Source organism: Polynucleobacter sp. MWH-P3-07-1 (assembly GCF_018687555.1).
Lineage (GTDB): Bacteria > Pseudomonadota > Gammaproteobacteria > Burkholderiales > Burkholderiaceae > Polynucleobacter.
Window position 1 is genome coordinate 159,074 of record NZ_CP061296.1, and the last position, 19,156, is coordinate 178,229.

At 46.3% G+C, this 19,156-nt stretch carries 18 protein-coding genes; 11 read left to right on the forward strand and 7 right to left on the reverse strand.

Annotation, left to right across the window (positions count from 1 at the left end):
• The first annotated feature begins 2 nt into the window (after window positions 1-2).
• The 5 genes from ICU98_RS00895 to lpxC all read left to right on the forward strand — a co-directional run bounded on the left by ICU98_RS00895 (window position 3) and on the right by lpxC (window position 5,048).
• Window positions 3-860, forward strand: a complete 858-nt coding sequence (locus ICU98_RS00895; protein ID WP_215352285.1) for a cell division protein FtsQ/DivIB — start codon at window positions 3-5, stop codon at window positions 858-860.
• Between the two features lie 21 nt (window positions 861-881).
• Window positions 882-2,111 carry a cell division protein FtsA gene (ftsA, locus tag ICU98_RS00900; RefSeq protein ID WP_112202822.1) on the forward strand — a complete coding sequence of 410 codons (1,230 nt, stop codon included), beginning with the start codon at window positions 882-884 and terminating at the stop codon, window positions 2,109-2,111.
• Window positions 2,112-2,161: 50 nt separating this feature from the next.
• A complete protein-coding gene (gene ftsZ, locus ICU98_RS00905; RefSeq protein ID WP_215352287.1) occupies window positions 2,162-3,490 on the forward strand; it encodes a cell division protein FtsZ in 1,329 nt (442 codons plus the stop codon).
• A 118-nt stretch (window positions 3,491-3,608) separates the two neighbouring features.
• The gene (locus ICU98_RS00910) at window positions 3,609-4,109 is read left to right on the forward strand and encodes a peroxiredoxin (RefSeq protein WP_215352288.1); all 501 of its coding nucleotides are present in this window, start codon (window positions 3,609-3,611) and stop codon (window positions 4,107-4,109) included.
• Window positions 4,110-4,133: 24 nt separating this feature from the next.
• Window positions 4,134-5,048 (forward strand): UDP-3-O-acyl-N-acetylglucosamine deacetylase, encoded by a 915-nt coding sequence (gene lpxC, locus ICU98_RS00915; RefSeq protein ID WP_215336852.1) that lies wholly within the window; start codon window positions 4,134-4,136, stop codon window positions 5,046-5,048.
• A 10-nt stretch (window positions 5,049-5,058) separates the two neighbouring features.
• On the opposite strand, the gene ICU98_RS00920 is transcribed toward lpxC, so the two are convergent.
• Window positions 5,059-5,550: a hypothetical protein gene (locus ICU98_RS00920; RefSeq protein ID WP_215352289.1), complete on the reverse strand. Its 492-nt coding sequence runs from the start codon at window positions 5,548-5,550 to the stop codon at window positions 5,059-5,061.
• Between the two features lie 54 nt (window positions 5,551-5,604).
• On the opposite strand from ICU98_RS00920, the gene secA reads away from it, so the two are divergent.
• From secA to mutT, 6 genes are all read left to right on the forward strand, one after another.
• On the forward strand, window positions 5,605-8,370 hold the full coding sequence (secA, locus tag ICU98_RS00925) for a preprotein translocase subunit SecA (RefSeq protein WP_215352290.1): 2,766 nt from the start codon (window positions 5,605-5,607) through the stop codon (window positions 8,368-8,370).
• Between the two features lie 155 nt (window positions 8,371-8,525).
• The gene (locus ICU98_RS00930) at window positions 8,526-8,984 is read left to right on the forward strand and encodes a (2Fe-2S)-binding protein (RefSeq protein ID WP_215336858.1); all 459 of its coding nucleotides are present in this window, start codon (window positions 8,526-8,528) and stop codon (window positions 8,982-8,984) included.
• 9 nt (window positions 8,985-8,993) lie between these two features.
• Entirely contained in the window at window positions 8,994-11,114 is a 2,121-nt protein-coding gene (locus ICU98_RS00935) for a molybdopterin cofactor-binding domain-containing protein (RefSeq protein ID WP_215352291.1), read from the forward strand.
• A 78-nt stretch (window positions 11,115-11,192) separates the two neighbouring features.
• Window positions 11,193-12,428: a bifunctional glutamate N-acetyltransferase/amino-acid acetyltransferase ArgJ gene (gene argJ, locus ICU98_RS00940; protein WP_215352292.1), complete on the forward strand. Its 1,236-nt coding sequence runs from the start codon at window positions 11,193-11,195 to the stop codon at window positions 12,426-12,428.
• A 6-nt stretch (window positions 12,429-12,434) separates the two neighbouring features.
• Window positions 12,435-13,292, forward strand: a complete 858-nt coding sequence (locus tag ICU98_RS00945) for an ATP-binding protein (RefSeq protein ID WP_215352293.1) — start codon at window positions 12,435-12,437, stop codon at window positions 13,290-13,292.
• Window positions 13,293-13,303: 11 nt separating this feature from the next.
• Window positions 13,304-13,720: an 8-oxo-dGTP diphosphatase MutT gene (mutT, locus tag ICU98_RS00950; protein WP_215352294.1), complete on the forward strand. Its 417-nt coding sequence runs from the start codon at window positions 13,304-13,306 to the stop codon at window positions 13,718-13,720.
• On the opposite strand, the gene zapD is transcribed toward mutT, so the two are convergent.
• From zapD to ICU98_RS00980, 6 genes are read right to left on the reverse strand one after another with little or no spacing between them, the layout of a single operon-like run.
• Window positions 13,717-14,469, reverse strand: coding sequence for a cell division protein ZapD (gene zapD / locus ICU98_RS00955; protein ID WP_215352295.1), 753 nt, complete (start codon window positions 14,467-14,469; stop codon window positions 13,717-13,719). The genes mutT and zapD overlap by 4 nt on opposite strands.
• A gap of 26 nt (window positions 14,470-14,495) precedes the next feature.
• Window positions 14,496-15,131, reverse strand: a complete 636-nt coding sequence (coaE, locus tag ICU98_RS00960; RefSeq protein WP_251365355.1) for a dephospho-CoA kinase — start codon at window positions 15,129-15,131, stop codon at window positions 14,496-14,498.
• Window positions 15,128-15,622 (reverse strand): A24 family peptidase, encoded by a 495-nt coding sequence (locus ICU98_RS00965; protein ID WP_215352297.1) that lies wholly within the window; start codon window positions 15,620-15,622, stop codon window positions 15,128-15,130. The genes coaE and ICU98_RS00965 overlap by 4 nt, the downstream gene beginning before the upstream one ends.
• Window positions 15,622-16,686 (reverse strand): type II secretion system F family protein, encoded by a 1,065-nt coding sequence (locus tag ICU98_RS00970; RefSeq protein WP_215352298.1) that lies wholly within the window; start codon window positions 16,684-16,686, stop codon window positions 15,622-15,624. The genes ICU98_RS00965 and ICU98_RS00970 overlap by 1 nt, the downstream gene beginning before the upstream one ends.
• Window positions 16,686-17,762, reverse strand: coding sequence for a GspE/PulE family protein (locus tag ICU98_RS00975; protein WP_215352299.1), 1,077 nt, complete (start codon window positions 17,760-17,762; stop codon window positions 16,686-16,688). Before ICU98_RS00975 ends, ICU98_RS00970 begins: the two co-directional genes overlap by 1 nt.
• Entirely contained in the window at window positions 17,759-19,048 is a 1,290-nt protein-coding gene (locus tag ICU98_RS00980) for an HlyC/CorC family transporter (protein ID WP_215336876.1), read from the reverse strand. Before ICU98_RS00980 ends, ICU98_RS00975 begins: the two co-directional genes overlap by 4 nt.
• Window positions 19,049-19,156 lie beyond the last annotated feature (108 nt).

A 19,156-nucleotide genomic window follows, 5' to 3' on the forward strand; every position in this document is an offset into this window, starting at 1 on the left:
GCATGAGTCACTTCCTACAACAGTTTGGCAATTTCTTTGCTTTTGTAATGTCTCCGATCTGGAATCACCCAGAGAGAATGCAAAAGTTAAGCCGTCTCTTGACTCGTTGTTTTGTAGTGATGCTAGTGATTGGTATTTTGGTTTGGCTAAGTCAGCGTCCAGTTTTTGTGCTTAAACAAGTTCAAATTGAGCCTGTGACAGGTCAAACCTTGCAACACATTAATAAAGCGACTGTGAAGCAAGAAGTGCTAGAGACCGTTCAAGGAAATTTCTTCAGCGTCAAACTGGAAGATGTGAAGAAGGGCTTTGAGTCTATGCCATGGGTTCGCCACGCCAATGTACGTCGTATTTGGCCTAATGGCCTAGTTGTCAGTATTGAAGAACAGAAAGCCTTTGGTACATGGGGTGGAGCCGATAGCCATCAGCTGATCAATACTCATGGAGAAATATTTAGCGGACGTACTTCAGAGCTTCCAGAAGATACCCAGTTGATTGATTTCCGTGGGCCGAGCGATGCTGGCCAAGAGGTGATGCGTTTATATGAGAAAGCCAATGCCTGGTTTAAGCCATGGAATACAGAAATTAGCTCGCTAACCTTATCGGATCGATATGCATGGCATGTCAAGCTATCCAACGGGATGAAAGTGGAATTTGGACGCGATGAAGAAAGTTCAGACAAAAACTTAACGGAGGAACGAGTTGCGCGACTCTTTAAATATTGGCCTCAGGTCCAAGATAAGTGGGCTAATCGAGTAGATGCAATCGACCTACGCTACGCCAATGGTTTTGCAGTTCACTTAGCTTCTGTCAATATCAAAACGAATGACCCAAATGGAAAAAAAAGTGAGCTTAAGCAATGAATATATTCATGAGGAATTGGAATGAGTAAGGACAATCGCGATTTATTGGTCGGGTTAGATATTGGCACCTCCAAGGTAGTTGCCTTGGTTGCTGAGTTAGCGCCTGATGGACAGTTCAATGTAGTCGGAGTTGGTCAAACCGTTTCAAAAGGGTTGAAAAAAGGCGTTGTGGTGAACATTGAGGCAACCGTGCAGTCGATTCAGAAGGCACTGGAAGAAGCCGAGGTCATGGCTGATCGTCAAATTGCACAAGTCTTCACTGGCATCGCTGGAAATCACATCATTAGCTTTAATTCGAGTGGCATGGTGGCTATTCGTGATAAAGAGGTGAGCGAAGGTGATGTAGAGCGGGTTCTCGAAACTGCTAAGGCGATCAATATTCCGACAGATCAACAAATTCTGCACATCCTAGTTCAGGAATTCATCATCGATGGTCAAGAGGATGTGCGTGAGCCAATCGGAATGAGCGGTCTACGTCTCGAGGTCAAGGTACATATCGTGACAGGCGCCGTTAGTGCTGCCCAAAACATTGTGAAGTGTGTACGTCGCTGTGGTTTAGAAGTGAATGATTTAATTTTGCAACCCTTGGCTTCTAGTTTGGCGGTGCTCACTGAAGACGAAAAAGAGTTAGGCGTTGTTTTGGTAGATATTGGCGGCGGCACTACGGATATCGCTATTTATTGCCAAGGATCCATTCGCCATACTGCAGTGATTCCAATTGCTGGCGACCAAATTACCAACGACATTGCGATGGCTCTGCGCACGCCAACGATCGATGCGGAAGACTTGAAGATTCAATATGGTATTGCTCGTCAAGATATGGCAGATCCAGCGGCAATGATTGATGTGCCAGGTGTTGGTGATAGAGATCCACGTCCCATGTCTAAGCAGGCATTAGCAGCGGTTATTGAGCCTCGAGTTGAGGAGTTGTTCACATTAGTCCGTGGTGTCGTTCGCGAATCTGGCTATGAGGATATGGTTTCTTCTGGAATTGTTTTGACTGGTGGCACAGCTTTGATGCCAGGCATGGTTGAGCTTGCAGAGCAAGTATTTTTACGCCCCGCTCGAGTAGGGACTCCTGAATATCGCGGCCATCTTCATGAAGTTCTAAGAAGCCCTCGTTTTGCTACCAGCATTGGTTTGCTGATGGAAGGCCAGGCTCAGTTATTACGCGGTCGTCGCGTCTCTCAATCTGGCGCATTACAGAGTGTGGTGTCGCGGATGAAGGAATGGTTTGCAGGAAATTTTTAAGTTGTTTTTCGTCGTCGTCAATGTAGTACGTTTTTTACCTAGGAGGGTATATGGAATTTGAAATGTTAGATCAAGAAACAGCCGGGAAAACTATCATTAAGGTAGTTGGAGTCGGTGGGGCTGGTGGCAATGCTGTCCAGCATATGATTCGTCGCGGTGTAGACGGCGTAGAGTTTATTTGCATGAACACCGATGCTGGCGCGTTACAGCGTTCTGAGGCATCTGTGAATTTGCAACTAGGCTCTAGCGGTCTGGGAGCTGGGGCTAAACCAGAAATTGGTGCAGCCTCTGCTGAAGAAGCCCGTGCTCGCATTGCTGATGTATTGCAAGGCGCCCACATGGTATTCATCACCGCGGGTATGGGTGGTGGTACCGGGACTGGCGCTGCTCCGGTGGTTGCCCAAGTTGCAAAAGAGATGGGTATTTTGACAGTTGGTGTCATTAGTAAGCCATTCGATTTTGAGGGTGTTAAGCGTTTGAAGGTTGCTGAGAATGGTGCAAGCGAACTAGAGAATCATGTGGACTCACTCATTGTGGTTCTGAATGAAAAGCTATTTGAAGTGATGGGTGAAGATGCAGAGTTTGATAAAGCTTTTGCTTGTGCGGACGATGTATTGCATAACGCGGTGTCTGGTATTGCCGAGATCATCAATGTTCAAGGCTTAATTAACGTTGACTTTGAGGACGTCAAGACCGTGATGGGTGAGCAAGGCAAAGCCATGATGGGAACTGCAACTGTTTCTGGTATGGATCGTGCACGTTTGGCTGCTGAAGCGGCAGTTGCTTCACCATTACTTGAGGGTGTTGATTTATCCGGTGCCCGCGGCGTCCTAGTCAATATTACTGCTAGCCGTTCATTGAAGTTGTCAGAGACACGCGAAGTGATGGCTGCGATTCGTGGCTATGCTGCAGATGACGCTACTGTGATTTTTGGTACGGTATACGACGATAGCTTAGGTGATGCACTGCGTGTAACGGTCGTTGCGACTGGTTTGAATAATCCCCTAGCACGTCAAAATAGCCAGCCTGAAGTAGTTTGGAGACAAGCTACGGGTACGCATGATGCTATGCCAACTATGGCCGATTTAAATAGTTTTGCTCCTGCCAGTCCTTCTGCGGCAATGAGTAAGGTAGGTTTAGATTCCGCTATGAATGTCTCAGCTTCGATGCCAATGACCGGGTCTGCGCCTGCAATTCAGCCTGCTTCTGCAGGGGTTGATTACAGTCAATATGATCTGCCACGGGTTTTCAGAAACTCGCGTGAGACTGCTCCAGCACCGACTTTGGGTGCTGATAGCTCACCTCAAGCAAAAACCATGTTGGATAAAGGCACGGATTACTATGAGATTCCAGCCTTTTTACGTAAACAAGCAGACTAATTAACTGCTCAATACAATAGATAGTGCGCAATGCCAGCGCGGCGCCCCTCCGGACGACGAATCCCGCGCTAGCGCTGGCATACTCATTTACCACTACTTCTATTGATTTGGAGATCTCATGATTGCAGTCGGACAAAAATTACCAAACGCCACTCTCTATGAGTTCATTGAAGAGGCTACCGAAGGTTGTGCTTTGGGTCCAAATGCTTTCGAAGTTGAAAAGCTTACCGCTGGCAAGAAGATTGTGATCTTTGCCTTACCAGGCGCATTTACTCCCACCTGTTCTGCTCAACATGTACCAGGATATTTGGAGTACTACGATGCTCTCAAGGCCAAGGGCGTTGATGAAATTTGGTGTGTTTCGGTCAATGATCCATTTGTGATGGGTGCTTGGGGCCGCGATCTAAAAGTAGGTAAAAAAATTCGTATGTTTGGTGATGGTAGTGCTGAGTTCACCAAAAAGTTAGGTATGGAATTTGATTTAATCTCACGTGGTTTGGGAGTGCGTTCTCAACGTTATGCCATGATTGTGGACAATGGCGTAGTCAAAACATTAGACCTAGAGGCTCCAGGTAAGTTTGTAGTGAGTGATGCTGCCTCTGTCTTGAAACAGCTGTAATTCAAATCTAATCTCAATCAAATAATGTTGAAGCAGCGTACGATTGCCTCCCCAGTAAAAACCGTTGGAATTGGTTTGCACTCGGGGCGTAAAGCAACTCTGACCATCAAGCCTGCGCCGGTGAATACGGGTATTCAGTTTGTTCGTATCGACACTCCAGGGCAAGCGCTTGTGCCAGCAACTGCTCTGGCAGTATGTGATACCAGGCTTGCTTCAGTTATTCAAAAGGATGGCGTCAAAGTTTCCACGGTTGAGCATTTACTTTCTGCATGCGCTGGTTTGGGATTAGATAATTTATTGATTGAAATTGATGGTGAAGAAGTGCCCATCATGGATGGCAGCGCCGCCTCTTTTTTATTTTTGATTGAGTCTGCCGGTATTGCTGAGCAAGAAGCACCCCGGCAGTTCTTGGTGATCAAAAAAAGCATTGAAGTTCGGGAGGGCGACAAACTGGCACGCCTTGAGCCTTTCTTTGGTTTTAAGTTGGATTTCACAATCGACTTTAAGCATCCTGCAGTTGATAAAACAGGTCAGCGATTTGTAGTCGATTTTGCTGAGCATGCCTATCGGAGTGAAATAGGGCGTGCACGAACTTTTGGATTTGCCCACGAAGTGGAAGCTTTAAGAGAGATGGGCTTAGCGCGTGGCGGCAGCTTAGATAATGCGATTGTTTTGGATGAGCATCGCATCTTAAATAATGAAGAATTACGCTACGACGATGAGTTCGTGCGCCATAAGATTTTGGATGCGATTGGCGATCTCTACTTAATTGGTCACCCAATTGTGGGAGCTTATCTCGCTCAGAAATCGGGCCATGCGCTCAATAACGCGCTCTTGCGAAAATTGCTGGAGGATCCGAGTGCCTACGAAATTCGCTCTTTTGCAGAAAATAACGCTCCTGCAGCCTATTCCCAAGAAAATCAGCCCCTCTTTTTCTGATCTGGCGGAATTATTTTCCGCTCAGTAAATGCTCAACCGCCTTACGCAACTCTGAATCCAGAGGCAATTTTTCCAATAGATTCTGCCAAGATGCTCTGGCGACTGGATTAAAGCCTCGAGCACGAGCTGGTTGAGCTTCCCGAGGTTTCACCTCCCAGCCGCTTGTGGCAGGTTTCAGCCGGACTTTGATACTGGTACAGGGGTAACCTCTTTTGGCTAAGCCATTGATTAGGCTCGGTAAAATCTGTTGCAAACGACTAGCAATACTCGCACTACCAACTAGTAAAAAAAGTTCATTTTGACCCCCAGAGCGCCAGCCAGCCTCGATTTTTGAGCTTAAATTAGATAAATCTGCTTCGGCTAAGCACTGCCCCAATGCCGATTTGAGTTTGACTATATCTTCGGTTTTGGCCAGGATCCCTCCAAGACCGTGGGAGTCTTTTAGATAGTCCTGCCACTCAAGAGCCTGCTTCTTCAAGTGGGATTTAGGGGGCTGGTTCATGAAATCAGTGTATTCGGGTGATAAACTCAAGAGCTTAATTTTCTTCAATATCCCATGGTAATCGGTCTTCTTAAAACCCTGGTCGGCAGTCGTAACGACCGCCTCTTAAAGCAGTATCGCAAAGTCGTTGCTAAGGTTGGTGCATTCGAGCCAGCGATGCAGTCTTTGGATGATGCTGCACTTCAGGCTAAAACTGCTGAATTCAAAGCGCGCTTAAGTGCTGGCGAGTCAATTGACGATATCGCAGCTGAGGCTTTTGCAGTCGTTCGCGAAGCCAGCGCACGCATTATGAAAATGCGTCACTTTGATTCTCAATTGATGGGTGGTCTTGCTTTACATCAAGGCAAGATCGCGGAGATGGGAACTGGTGAGGGTAAGACTCTTACTGCAACTCTGCCAGTCTATCTCAATGCATTAACGGGTAAGGGCGTACATGTCGTGACCGTGAATGATTACTTAGCACAACGTGATGCTGAGTGGATGTCGAAGCTTTATAGCTTCCTGGGTATGACAGTTGGCGTGAACTTATCTCAGATGGATCATGAGTCTAAGAAAAAAGCGTATGCATCCGACATTACCTACGGCACTAATAATGAGTTTGGCTTTGACTATCTGCGCGATAACATGGTTCAAGACTTGGACCAAAAGGTACAGCGTGGCTTAGCTTATGCGATCGTGGACGAAGTCGATTCGATCTTAATTGATGAGGCGAGAACGCCTTTGATCATTTCTGGGCAGGCGGAAGACCATACTGATTTATATATCAAGATCAATGCACTGCCAGCCCGCTTAGAGCGCCAGATTGGTGAAGAAAAGGCAGACGGTACTGGTGTGGAAGTACCCGGCGATTACTGGGTTGATGAAAAGTCGCATCAGGTATATCTCACTGAGCAGGGTCACGATAAAGCTGAAGTTATCTTGGTCGAGCTAGGAGCGCTCACAGACGGTGACTCCTTATATGCACCACAAAATATTAGCTTGATGCATCACGTCTATGCGGCATTACGGGCGCACTCTCTTTATCATCGAGATCAACAGTACGTTGTCCAAAATAATGAAGTCATCATCGTTGATGAATTTACGGGTCGACTCATGCAGGGTCGACGTTGGGGTGAGGGCTTGCATCAAGCAGTTGAGGCTAAAGAAGGCGTTCAGATTCAGAATGAGAATCAAACTCTAGCTACCATTACTTTCCAAAATTATTTCCGAATGTACGGCAAGTTAGCAGGTATGACAGGAACCGCTGACACTGAAGCCTACGAGTTCAAAGAAATCTACAACTTAGAAACTGTTGTGATTCCGCCCAATCGGATTAGTCAACGTAAAGATCGTCAAGATCAGATCTTTAAATCTTCACGCGAGCGCTACGATGCCGTGGTGAAAGATATTCTGGATTGCTATGAGCGTCAACAGCCGGTATTAGTTGGTACTACCTCAATTGAGAACTCTGAACTCATTGCGCAATTGCTGACTCAGAAGAAGTTACCGCATCAAGTCTTGAATGCGAAGCAACACGCTCGAGAGGCTGAAATTATCGCGCAAGCTGGTAGGCCAAAGATGATTACGATTGCGACCAATATGGCTGGTCGAGGTACCGACATCGTCTTGGGTGGCAATGTCGAGAAACAATCTGCTCTCATCAATGAAGACACCTCACTATCTGCCCAAGAAAAAGCGAGCAAGATTCAGAAGCTCCAAGACGAGTGGCAAAGTCTGCACGACTTAGTCCTGAATGCCGGTGGCTTGCATATCATTGGTACAGAGCGTCATGAAAGTCGCCGCATTGATAATCAACTGCGTGGACGTTCAGGACGTCAGGGTGATCCAGGTTCATCCCGTTTTTATCTATCTTTAGATGATCCATTGCTCCGTATTTTTGCAGGTGACCGTCTCCGTGCAGTGATGGAGCGTCTCAAGATGCCTGATGGCGAACCGATTGAAGCTGGCATGGTCACGCGTTCGATTGAATCTGCTCAGCGTAAGGTAGAGGGTCGTAACTTTGATATTCGTAAGCAACTGCTTGAATATGATGATGTGGCAAATGATCAGCGTAAAGAAACTTACCGTCTGCGCAATGAAGTACTTGAGAGTGGTGATATTGGTGAGCTCATTGCCAATTTACGTGAAGATGTGGTTCGTGAGATCTGTGCCACCTATGTTCCACCACAATCGATGGAAGAGCAGTGGGATTTGCCTGCCCTTGAGAATGTTTTAGCAAGTGAATGGGGTTTAAGTCTCGATTTGCAAAAATGGGTTGAAGCGGCCGATACAGTCGAAGAGGAAGAAATTGTTGAGCGGGTGCTACAAGCTGCTCAAGAAGCCTACGACGCTAAGGTTGCCCTATCTGGCCGCCCTTCTTTTGCGGGTTTTGAGCGCTCAGTTCTGCTCTATAGTTTAGATACCCACTGGCGTGAACATTTGGCTGCATTAGATCATTTGCGCCAAGGCATTAATCTTCGCGGATACGCTCAAAAAGATCCTAAACAAGAATATCGTCGCGAAGCCTTTGAGCTCTATGGCGAGTTGCTTAACGTGATTAAGAGTGACGTCGTCAAAAATATTATGACGGTGGAAATACGAAGCGCTAGCGAGTTAGATAAAGCTTCTGAATCTATGAATGATGATTTGGCTAAGCTTTCAGATTTACAGTATCAGCATGCTGATCCCGATTTGGAGGTGGCTGGCTCTACTGGTGATCGGGGCGCTGCAATTGAAATCATTCCTGCCCCCATTCGAACTGGACCCAAGATTGGCCGCAATGATCCCTGTAGTTGCGGTAGTGGGAAGAAATATAAGAATTGTCACGGTGCATTAAGTTAAGCCCCAATGAATTTTTGTCATATTGAAAGCCTAGACTGAGTCTGGGCTTTTTTCTTGGTGAAATCCCTAGTCGAGTCCTTTGGCGACTATGGCATGATTTGATCTGATAACAATGCTATTTGTAATATAAATTCAATATTCATCGAGGAATAACAATGGGCACTACTTTTAATCTCAACGGCAAATCAGTCAATTTTGAGGGTGATCCTGAAACTCCAATTTTGTGGGTCTTAAGAGATCATTTGGATGTGACTAGCCCCAAATTTGGCTGTGGTGCAGCTTTATGTGGGGCTTGTACGGTGCATTTGGATGGCAGCGCGATTCGCTCTTGTTCTATGCCCGTTTCTGCGGCAGCTGGAAAAAATATCACCACTCTAGAAGGCCTTGCGCCCAAAATGGGCAGCGCCTTGCATGAGGCATGGGTTGAGTTTGATGTGCCCCAGTGTGGATATTGCCAAACAGGACAAATGATGTCGGCCGCAGATTTACTGACTCGAAATAAACACCCCAGTTCTGGTGATATCAAAAATGCCCTCAGTGGCAATATTTGCCGTTGCGGTACTTATGCTCGAATTGAAAAAGCAGTTAAACGTGCTGCTGATAAATTGGCTTAAGGAAAAAATATGAAAATGAATTCGGTAAAAAGCCCCTCACGTCGTCAATTTATTCAGCAGAGTGCAGCTACAACAGGCGCCTTTGTATTGGGCATGTACTTGCCTCTGACAAGCGATGCCGCAACCAATCCCGCAAGTCCTACCGTAGTAAATGCTTGGGTACAAATAACGCCTGATAATCAGATCACACTCATTTGCGCTCGCTCGGAAATGGGTCAAGACGTGTATACCTCCATGCCAGCCTTGCTTGCTGAAGAATTAAATATTCCTTTATCCATGGTCAAGGTACAAATTGCTGGAGTCGCGCCGGTCTATATCAATGCCCTGTTGGGTGGCCAAATTACCGGTGGATCTTCATCCGTTCGCGAGGCCTTTGATAAATTGCGCACAGCTGGTGCCGCAACTCGAAGTGTATTAGTACAAGCTGCCGCGAATCGTTGGAGTGTTCCTGTATCTGAATGTAAGGCAATGAACGGTAAGGTAACTCACGCTGGCGGAAAATCAGCCACTTATGGAGCACTGGCAGCTGAAGCGGCAACATTGCCCCTTCCTGAGAAACCAGCCCTCAAGTCGCCAGCAAACTTTATGGTGATTGGTAAGGAGAGTATGCGCCGCTTAGATACCCCTGCCAAAGTATCTGGTACCGCTGTCTTCGGTATTGACGTGAAGATTCCAGGGATGGCAATTGCGTCACTTGCTCAGTGTCCGGTGATTGGAGGCACTCCAACTAGTGTAGATAGTGCCGAAGCTATGAAAGTCTCGGGAGTAATTAAGGTAGTCCAAATCTCTGATGGTGTGGCAGTGTTAGCTAAAAACTTCTATGCTGCTCGCAAAGGTAGGGATGCGTTAAAGATCACCTGGAACGAGGGCGCAGGTGCTTCCATCAGTAATGCTGGGATGCGCAAACAGCTAGAGTCGGGACTGACAAAGTCTGGGGCTGTGATTCAGGCAAAAGGCGATGCCAATACTGCACTAGTCAATGGCAAACAGCTGAGCGCCCAATACTTCATGCCTTACCTGGCGCACTCCACCATGGAGCCTGTGAATTGTTCTGCAGTAGTTGCCGACGGTAAGTGCAGAATCATTGGTCCGATTCAGTTTCAACAAGGCGCTCAAGCAGTTGCGGCTGTCGCAACCGGTCTGAAGCCTGAGGATGTCACGGTAGAGACTACTTTCCTGGGCGGTGGTTTCGGGCGCAAGCTCGAGCTAGATTTTATTCGTCAAGCTGCTGAGATCGCCAAAGTATCGGGTATGCCGGTGAAGATGCTTTGGACCAAAGAAGACGACATTACACATGATTTTTACCGTCCAATGAGCATTCATCAGATGGATGCAGCCTTAAGTGCAGATGGCAAGATTTCAGCATTGAAAACCAAAATGGTTTCTCAATCAGTAACAGCCAGAGCATTTCCAGCCTTTGTAAAAGATGGTAATGATCCTTTCATGGTGGAGGGTTCCGCAAATCTGACTTACGACATTCCGAACTTAGAAGTTCGTAATGTGATTGAAGAATCTGGAATTCGGGTGGGTTACTGGCGCTCTGTGAGTAATACGCTTAATGCCTTTGCTGTTGAGAGCTTTATGGATGAAGCCGCTAAAGCAGCTGGCAAGGACCCAGTGGCATTTAGACTGAGCGCTTTATCAAAGCAACCTAGGGCTGCCGCAGTCTTGAAATTAGCTGCACAAAAATCGGGTTATCAAGCTGGTAGCAAGCGTTTTGGTGTAGCTCAGATGGAGTGCTATGGAACTTATTCTGCTTGTGTAGTTGAATTAGATCCCTATGCTGCAAGTACTTCAGTGAAAAAAATTACCTTTGTCTCTGATTGCGGAATTGCCATTCATCCTGATCAGGCGAGAGCTCAGCTCACAGGGGGTATTTTGTATGGATTGGGCGCCGCTCTCTATGATGAAATCACCATCGAGCAAGGCCGAGTTCAGCAGAGTAACTTTAATAACTACCAAAGCATCCGAATCAATCAAGCCCCCATCGTTGAGGTCTATCTGGTACCAAGCCAGGAAACGCCGGGTGGTCTTGGCGAGGTTGGGGTACCCCTGGTTGCACCAGCTTTGGTCAATGCGATTGCGGCGGCAACTGGTAAGCGCATTCGGGAGTTACCGATTAAAGTCTAAAACCATTCTGTTTAGAGTGAACGAGCGCGCCTTGAGTGGCGCGCTTCCTTTTTAAGCCTCATCTACAATAATCAAACTATGACCGTAAACCTACCGCTACCTCTCAGAAGTGAACTGCAGCCAGTCAAAGGCTTTCAGATGGGCATTACAGAAGCAGGCATCAAGAGGGCAAATCGTAAAGATTTGCTTGTCATGACCTTGACGCCTGGCTCTCAGGTTGCAGGGGTGTTTACCTTAAACCGCTTCTGTGCAGCACCTGTACAAATTTGTCGAGAGCATCTGGCTCGTCATGGAGGTGCTGGAGATATTCGTGCCTTGGTAGTGAACACAGGCAATGCCAATGCTGGCACGGGCGAGAGTGGCATGAAGCATGCTCAGGAAACTTGCGTCGCTTTAGCAAAAGACTTGCAATTAAAGCCCGAACAAATTCTGCCTTTTTCGACAGGTGTCATTTTGGAGCCTCTGCCGATTGAAAAAATCATCACCGCCTTGCCTAAGGCAATTTCTAACTTAGGTGAGGATAACTGGTTTGATGCCGCAGAAGCCATCATGACTACGGATACTCAGCCTAAGGCCGCCTCCCTTACCGTAACAACATCTGCTGGGAGCGCCACGCTCACCGGTATTTGCAAGGGTGCCGGCATGATTCATCCTAATATGGCAACGATGCTAGGATTTATTGCGACTGATGCTGGATTTGCTCCAGGCTTGTTGACCACGCTGACTAAAGAAGTAGCCGATCTTTCGTTTAATGCCATTACGATTGATGGCGATACTTCAACTAATGATTCATTCATCATTATGGCAACAGGGCAGTCGGGGATTCAGGTTGCTTCGGCACAAGACCCTAATTACGGCTTGCTAAAGGATGGGTTAATCACCTTAGCTAGGCAATTGGCGCAAATGATTGTGCGCGATGGTGAGGGCGCCACTAAATTTATAACGATTGAAGTATTGGGTGGCAAAACTGAGCAAGAATGCAAGATGGTAGCTGAGGCTGTTGCCCACTCTCCTTTGGTGAAGACAGCTTTTTTTGCCAGTGACCCCAATTTAGGTCGAATCTTGGCGGCAATTGGCTATGCCGGCATTACCGACTTAGATGTTGGCCGAGTACAGATGTGGCTTGGCGATGTTTGGGTTGCAAAGGATGGTGGACGCAATCCTCATTACCAAGAGGCTGATGGACAAAGGATCATGAAGGCGCCAGAGATCACGGTCAAGATTGATCTTGGGCGTGGTTCCGCTGCGCAAACGATGTGGACATGCGATCTATCTCATGACTACGTCTCAATTAATGCGGACTACCGCTCATAAGCTGATATGAACGATAAACTTGATAGGCTACTGAGCCATTTAGAAACTTTTTTACCGAAGTCACTTTCTGATGAGCAATGGAAATCGACTACTGCGTTTAGATGGCGTCGGAGGGATAGTATTTTTGGAAGTATTGGTTTTTTGCAGCCAGTCAAGCATGTCTCAGATATCACTTTCGAAGATCTCCAGAATATTGATCGCCAACGTGATGCTATTCGCGACAACACTAAAAACTTTATCCAAAAAAAGCCGGCCAATAATATTTTATTGACGGGCGCGCGAGGTACCGGAAAATCCTCATTGATTAAGGCAAGCTTGCATGAGTTTGCTGCGCAAGGCTTGCGCTTAGTGGAAGTCGAAAAAGAGCATTTAGCAGACTTGGCCGATATTACGGATCTCTTAGCAGATCGCCCTGAGCGTTTCATCATTTTTTGTGATGATCTTTCTTTCGAAGATGGTGAGTCAGGATATAAGGCCATGAAATCCGCCCTCGACGGATCGGTATCTGCCCAGGTCGATAACATTTTGATATACGCGACCTCTAATCGTCGCCATTTACTGCCTGAGTACATGAAAGACAATGAAAGTTACACGCACACTGATGATGGTGAACTTCATCCGGGTGAAGTGGTTGAAGAAAAAATCTCTCTTTCAGAACGTTTTGGTTTGTGGCTCTCTTTTTATCCGCCAAAGCAAGATGAATATCTCGCCATCGTGGCACATTGGCTCCAACATTTTGGGCTTAATGCTCAGCAAATTGAAGCAGCCCGAGCTGAAGCCCTGGTCTGGGCCCTAGAGCGGGGCTCACGCTCCGGTCGTGTTGCCTGGCAATTTGCGAAACACTGGGCTGGTTCGCACGCATAAGTATTCAATGAATGACTGAAATCAATCGTCCAGTAACTGAGGTTGCTGCCGGAATCTTGATTAATCAGGATGGTAAATATCTATTAGGCCAACGTCCAGAAGGCAAGCCTTATGCTGGCTATTGGGAGGTTCCGGGCGGAAAAATAGAGGCTGGTGAAACTGTGTTTGAAGCTCTCAGACGAGAGCTTCAGGAAGAGCTTGGAATTCATATTGATTCTTGCGAAGAATTCATGGTCCTTGAATATGATTATCCACATGCTTATGTCAGACTTCACGTCAATATCATTCGGAGTTGGCAGGGTGAGCCAATAGGCTGCGAGGGGCAGCAACTTTCTTGGCAAGATCTGCTCGCCGAGAAACCCAGTGTTGAGCCTTTATTGCCGGCCGCTTGGCCGATGCTAGAAAAACTGAAATTGAGTCTGAGTTAGAACTGACAGAGTGTCAGCCTAAAGGGCACATCATCGTTCATGAGTTGCGCTTTTTTATCTCGATCGGCTTTAAGAAAACGAATCGATAACAAATATTTATTTGCACTGATCTCCGAATAAAGGCTGTCGTCCTCAAGGGCAATTCTCATCAATTGATAGACCTTGCCCGAGGGTGCTTGCTGAAAGGAGCCGTTATGGCCAATCACATCTTTCGCTTCTCCAGACTGACGCAGTAGACGCAAGAATAATTGTCCCGCTTCATACCAGGGCAATAAAGGAGTAATGTAATTTTCTAGTAAGGCGCGTCGTTCAACGACAGGACTATTTTTCCAAGCATGGTAGCTTGGTAAATCAATCGGGCTGGTGCCACCTGGAATATTTAGGCGAGTACGAATTGCATTAAGCCATTCACTTTCTGTAATGATCGCATTTGGCTTGCCCAGTGAACGATTAATTTTGGATGCAGCAGCATCAATTTCCGTAATCGTTTGTACAAGAGCTTCTTGATCTACTTTTTGCGAGGACTTCAAGCCATTGAGTGAATATTTTTGACGCTCAAATTCTTTTAATAAAAGAGACTTAATATCCCCACGGGCGCCGATATCACCTAAGTCAAACAAAATGGAGATAGCGTTGTGATGAAGTTCGGGATCATCTGATCGTAAAAAATGGTTAAAACGGGCGAACAAATACTCTAGCCGAAGCATGCTCCGGACTAATTCGTTGAAGGGGTATTCGTAGACAATCACAAGACCATATTCTATGACGAACTGGGCTAGCGCTTACGAATCTGTAGGATTTTTTGATGCAAAAGTTGGACTTGAGGCTCAAGGTCTTCTAGGCTACCCATGTTTTCGATGACCGTATCAGCTTGCGCCAAGCGCTCAGCCCGACTTGCCTGAGCCTGGAGGATGCTTTCGACCTCTGCTTTGGTGAGGCCATTTCGCTCCATGACCCGCTTGATCTGAAGCACTTCAGGGCAATCTACCACCACGATATGGTCAATATGCTCAAACCACTCAGAAGACTCTAAGAGCAGGGGAACAACAAAAACGATATACGGCGCCCGATTTTGGATGGCTAGGCTAGCCTCTTCAATTGCTTTAGTCCGAATCAGGGGGTGGGTAATCGCTTCTAGGGCCTTTCTAGACTGTGGGTCTGCGAAGACTAAAACCCGCATTTTTTTCCTGTCTAAAGCGCCATCGGGCTGAATAAATTGAGCACCAAACTGCTCCCGAATAGGCTCAATTGCAGGCCCGCCGGTGCTGGTCACTTGGTGTGCAATGACATCCGAGTCGATGATGGCAGCCCCATAATTTGCTAGCCTCTCTGCAATGGCAGATTTTCCTGATCCAATGCCTCCAGTAAGGCCGACTAATATTGCGGCCTCCTTGAGGGTGCTTAAATTCACTGAATGAGAAGATAGGTTTGAATTGCCTGAGGCCATAAGAGTTCTATGATGCCAGCAAAGGCCAAAAAGGGCCCAAAAGGAAAAGGATGATTGATCTGAGATTTCTGCCACTTGAGCCATAGGAGCCCTCCGACTAGACCGCTCAAAGAGGCAATTAGCAGGATCTCTGGTAAGGCATCGGCACCGAGCCAAGCACCCAAGGCAGCTAGGAGCTTGGCGTCCCCCATGCCAATCCCGCTCTGTTTTTTCAGGGAGCGATAAATGAAGTTCATCAACCATACAAAACCATATCCCAAGACGCATCCGAGGAGGGCATTCGTAGAATTGGTAAAGCGCAGTGGCGTTAGAAAATTAAACATTAGCCCCAAAAAAATCAATGGAATTGTCAGGGCATTAGGAAGTCGAAAGCTAGTGAGGTCGATGTAGGCTAAATAAATGAGCGCTAGAACGAGTGTCATTTGAACCAAGATAATGAGATTGGGTGATTGCATCAGACGACTTGTCCCAAGTTAAATATTGGCAGATACAGAATGACCACTAAGGCCCCAATAATGAGGCCAATGCCAATCATTAGCAAGGGCTCTATGGTTTGACCAAGTGTATTGAGTTGACTGCTCAGGCGAGTTTGCAAAACTTCTGCACGTTTATTGAGCATCTTGGCTAAGGAAGCGCTTTCTGCCCCAATCGATAACAGCTGCAGTGTTTCCTGATCAAATAAATAGTGATGTGGATCAGATCTATTGAGGGATTCTCGCAATGGCCAGCCACGGGTTAGATGTTTAAATAATTCAGCGCTGAGATCGTGACTCAACCAATGATTAGACGATTGGGCCGTGATACGAATGGCATCAGGTAATGCTAATCCAGAATGCAGGAGATGACCCAGGGTGCGACACCAATTACTCAGCGTTGCTAAGCGCAGTAGATTGCCAAAAAGGGGTATCTGAAAGCTGGCTAGATCACATAATTTCTGTAGTCGGATTGACCGAACCCAAAAAAATATAAAGATGCCAACTCCACAAAGGCCTAGTAGAAGGATTAGTAGAAAGAATTCCTGGATTAAATCCGAAGTCGCAATCAACATCGCAGTAGCTGGTGGTAGCTCCGCCCGAAAATTAGCAAACACCTCCTTGAAAACAGGAATTACCCAAATCATCATTACTAGAAGTAAAAAAATAGAGCTCAATAAAGTGATGATGGGATAGGTTAGCGCTTGCCGAATCTGGTTGTTGAGTTCGATTTTTGCACTCAGTTGGCGGGTAATCGTTCTTAAAGCTAATTCAAGATCGCCAGTGCGTTCACTGACCCGAATCAAATTAATAAATTCTGCTGAGAATAGTTCCCCTTGAAGTAATAAGCTCTGAGTAAGGCTATTGCCTTGCTTCAGTTTGGTATACAGCTCAGGCAGAAAGTGGCTATAGTCAGATCCGTTTACTTGTTGTAGCAGTTCAATCGCGTTCAGCAGTGGTAGGCCAGATTCTAGAAGGCTCAGCAGTTGCTCTGCAAACTGCAGTTGGACTTTGATTCCTAAATGACGGCGGAGGATAGAGCGCATCACAGGCAAGCTGACCCAATTTCATGGGCAAGCATATCTGGATTAATCAGACCTTGACGAACATAGCGCATACCCGCTAAATGCAGATCCATTGACGGTTCATTCTGATCAAAAATCATGCGACGATTCAATACTTCATGAATGCCAATTCTGCCGAAGTAGCCAGAACCTTTGCATGTTGAGCAAGCTGAATCAAGAGCTACCCCTTTGCAGGTCTGACAGTAGGTTCTGACTAGGCGCTGGGAGCTAACGCAATGAAGACATGATTCGATATGCTCCCGTTCAATTCCTAAAGTTTTAAGCCGGGCGATAGCGCCCCGTGCATCACGAGTATGGAGCGTGCTGAGAACAAGATGCCCCGTTTGGGCTGCTTCAATAACTACTCGAGCAGAAGCGGAGTCTCTGATTTCGCCAACCATGAGTACATCGGGATCTTGACGTAAAAGTGCTCGAATAATCGTTGCAAAATCCAGACCTGCTTTTTCGTGGAATGCAACTTGATTAACTCCGGGTAGACGAATCTCAATAGGGTCTTCAATAGAGCATAGATTTTTCTCGGGCTGATTCAGCTCTCTTAGGCAGCTATACAGTGTGCGGGTTTTTCCAGACCCAGTTGGCCCAGTAACTAATATCAAACCATGAGGTTGCTGAATTGCTGAGCGAAAAATACTGAGTTGCTCTGGTATCAAACCCACACGCTCCAATGCAAGGTCGCCGATTAGACTTGGAAGAATTCGGACTACTGCTTTTTCTCCATATAGAGTAGGCATGGTTGAGACGCGACAATCAATATCCGGCTTACTAAAGTCGCTACCGATGCATAGTCGGCCATCTTGAGGAAGACGCTTTTCAGCAATATCAAGACGCGCTAATATTTTGATGCGCGTGATTAAGCGTTCATGCAGAGAGTTTGGATAACGCGCTAAAAGTTGTAGTGCGCCATCTATTCTGAGACGAACTACTGTCTCTTGAAGGCCAGCTTCAATATGAATATCCGTAGCCCTAGATTGCAGCGCATTAACTGTAATCTCATGCCAGGCTCGGATAATGAGGCTGTCGTCTTCAAGTTGACTCAAGCCCCACCGATGGGATGATGGGGTTGATGGAGTTTGACAGTTTTAATTCCCTGATCATCAAACTGGACAATTTCCATGACGATGCCCGCAATTCGAATGCTGACATCATGGTCTGGAATAGCTTCCAGCTTTTCTAGGATAAGTCCGTTGAGCGTCCTTGGTCCATCAAGGGGAAGTTCCAAATTAAGAAGTCTGTTGAGATCTCTCAAAGAGGCGCCGCCACTAGCTAGATAAGTGCCGTCTTGAAGCCAGCGAGCCTCATTAGAAAGATTGGAGAATGAAGTGGTGAATTCGCCAATGAGCTCTTCAACAATATCTTCAAAAGTAACAAGGCCTAAGACCTCCCCATATTCATTCACTACCAAGCTAAGGCGCTGCTGATTATCTTGAAAAAATTGCATTTGTTGTAAAACTGGTGTTCCGCTAGGAATGAAATAGGGCTCATTCAATAAAGCCCTAAAGTCTTCATGCTCAAGTTCTTGATGACCAAGGAGACTGAGCGCTTTTTTTACAGACAAAATACCAATAATTTTTTCTGAGTCACCATCGCATACAGGTAATTTATTGTGATAGCAGGTTTCTAGGTCCTCAATCACATCCCGAATAGGTCTCGAGATATCTAGCATTTCAATTTTGGATCTCGGTGTCATGACATCATCGACCAAAATATTTTCGAGATTAAAAAGATTGAGCAAAATATTGCGGTGATGATTAGAAGAGAAGCGACTGGATTCCAAAACCAAACTACGCAGCTCTTCTTTACTCAGTGCTTTATGTTCATTAGAGGCTTGCAGTCTAAATAGACTCATTAAGCTGGATACAAAATAATTAATAAACCAAAGCAAGGGCTTGAGAGCAAAGATTAATGGGAGGATGAGCCAGCCGACGCTGGAAGAAATCCGCTCTGGAAACGCTGCACCAATCACTTTGGGGGTGATTTCACTAAAAACAATGATCAAAAATGCTGCTACCAGGGTCGCAATTGAGAGAACATAACCAGTGTCGCCAAAGAAGTGCAAGGCGATCCCTGTTACCAAGATCGATAAAACCGTATTAATTAAGTTATTCGAAATCAACAGGACTGAAAGTAGGGAATCAATTCTCTTGAGGAGTTTTTCTGCTAGAGCTGCTCCGGTATTGCCAGATTTGGCCATGGCTCGCAAGCGGTGGCGATTGGCAGAGATCATGCTGGTCTCAGCCATCGAGAAAAATCCCGATAGAGCAAGCAAGAATATTACTAGAGCGACTTGAGCATAAAAAGGCCAGTCGTGAAAAAAATTATCCATTGAATCCATCTTTTAATGTCATGGCAATCAATATAGCAAAGTAGTAGCTATAGAGCTATCAACTCGAAGCCTTCGACTACTGCAGCTTTCGTAAACCTATGTCAGAAT

Excerpts from the sequence above, each read along its gene's own strand:
- ICU98_RS00910 (WP_215352288.1), top strand. The coding sequence starts at position 3,609 with ATGATTGCAGTCGGACAAAAATTACCAAACGCCACTCTCTATGAGTTC.
- lpxC (WP_215336852.1), top strand. The coding sequence starts at position 4,134 with ATGTTGAAGCAGCGTACGATTGCCTCCCCAGTAAAAACCGTTGGAATT.
- ICU98_RS00935 (WP_215352291.1), top strand. The coding sequence starts at position 8,994 with ATGAAAATGAATTCGGTAAAAAGCCCCTCACGTCGTCAATTTATTCAG.
- mutT (WP_215352294.1), top strand. The coding sequence starts at position 13,304 with ATGACTGAAATCAATCGTCCAGTAACTGAGGTTGCTGCCGGAATCTTG.
- ICU98_RS00930 (WP_215336858.1), top strand. The coding sequence starts at position 8,526 with ATGGGCACTACTTTTAATCTCAACGGCAAATCAGTCAATTTTGAGGGT.
- ICU98_RS00965 (WP_215352297.1), bottom strand. The coding sequence starts at position 15,622 with ATGCAATCACCCAATCTCATTATCTTGGTTCAAATGACACTCGTTCTA.
- ftsA (WP_112202822.1), top strand. The coding sequence starts at position 882 with ATGAGTAAGGACAATCGCGATTTATTGGTCGGGTTAGATATTGGCACC.
- ICU98_RS00920 (WP_215352289.1), bottom strand. The coding sequence starts at position 5,550 with ATGAACCAGCCCCCTAAATCCCACTTGAAGAAGCAGGCTCTTGAGTGG.
- ICU98_RS00945 (WP_215352293.1), top strand. The coding sequence starts at position 12,435 with ATGAACGATAAACTTGATAGGCTACTGAGCCATTTAGAAACTTTTTTA.
- ICU98_RS00970 (WP_215352298.1), bottom strand. The coding sequence starts at position 16,686 with ATGCGCTCTATCCTCCGCCGTCATTTAGGAATCAAAGTCCAACTGCAG.
- ICU98_RS00895 (WP_215352285.1), top strand. The coding sequence starts at position 3 with ATGAGTCACTTCCTACAACAGTTTGGCAATTTCTTTGCTTTTGTAATG.
- ftsZ (WP_215352287.1), top strand. The coding sequence starts at position 2,162 with ATGGAATTTGAAATGTTAGATCAAGAAACAGCCGGGAAAACTATCATT.
- ICU98_RS00980 (WP_215336876.1), bottom strand. The coding sequence starts at position 19,048 with ATGGATAATTTTTTTCACGACTGGCCTTTTTATGCTCAAGTCGCTCTA.
- secA (WP_215352290.1), top strand. The coding sequence starts at position 5,605 with ATGGTAATCGGTCTTCTTAAAACCCTGGTCGGCAGTCGTAACGACCGC.
- argJ (WP_215352292.1), top strand. The coding sequence starts at position 11,193 with ATGACCGTAAACCTACCGCTACCTCTCAGAAGTGAACTGCAGCCAGTC.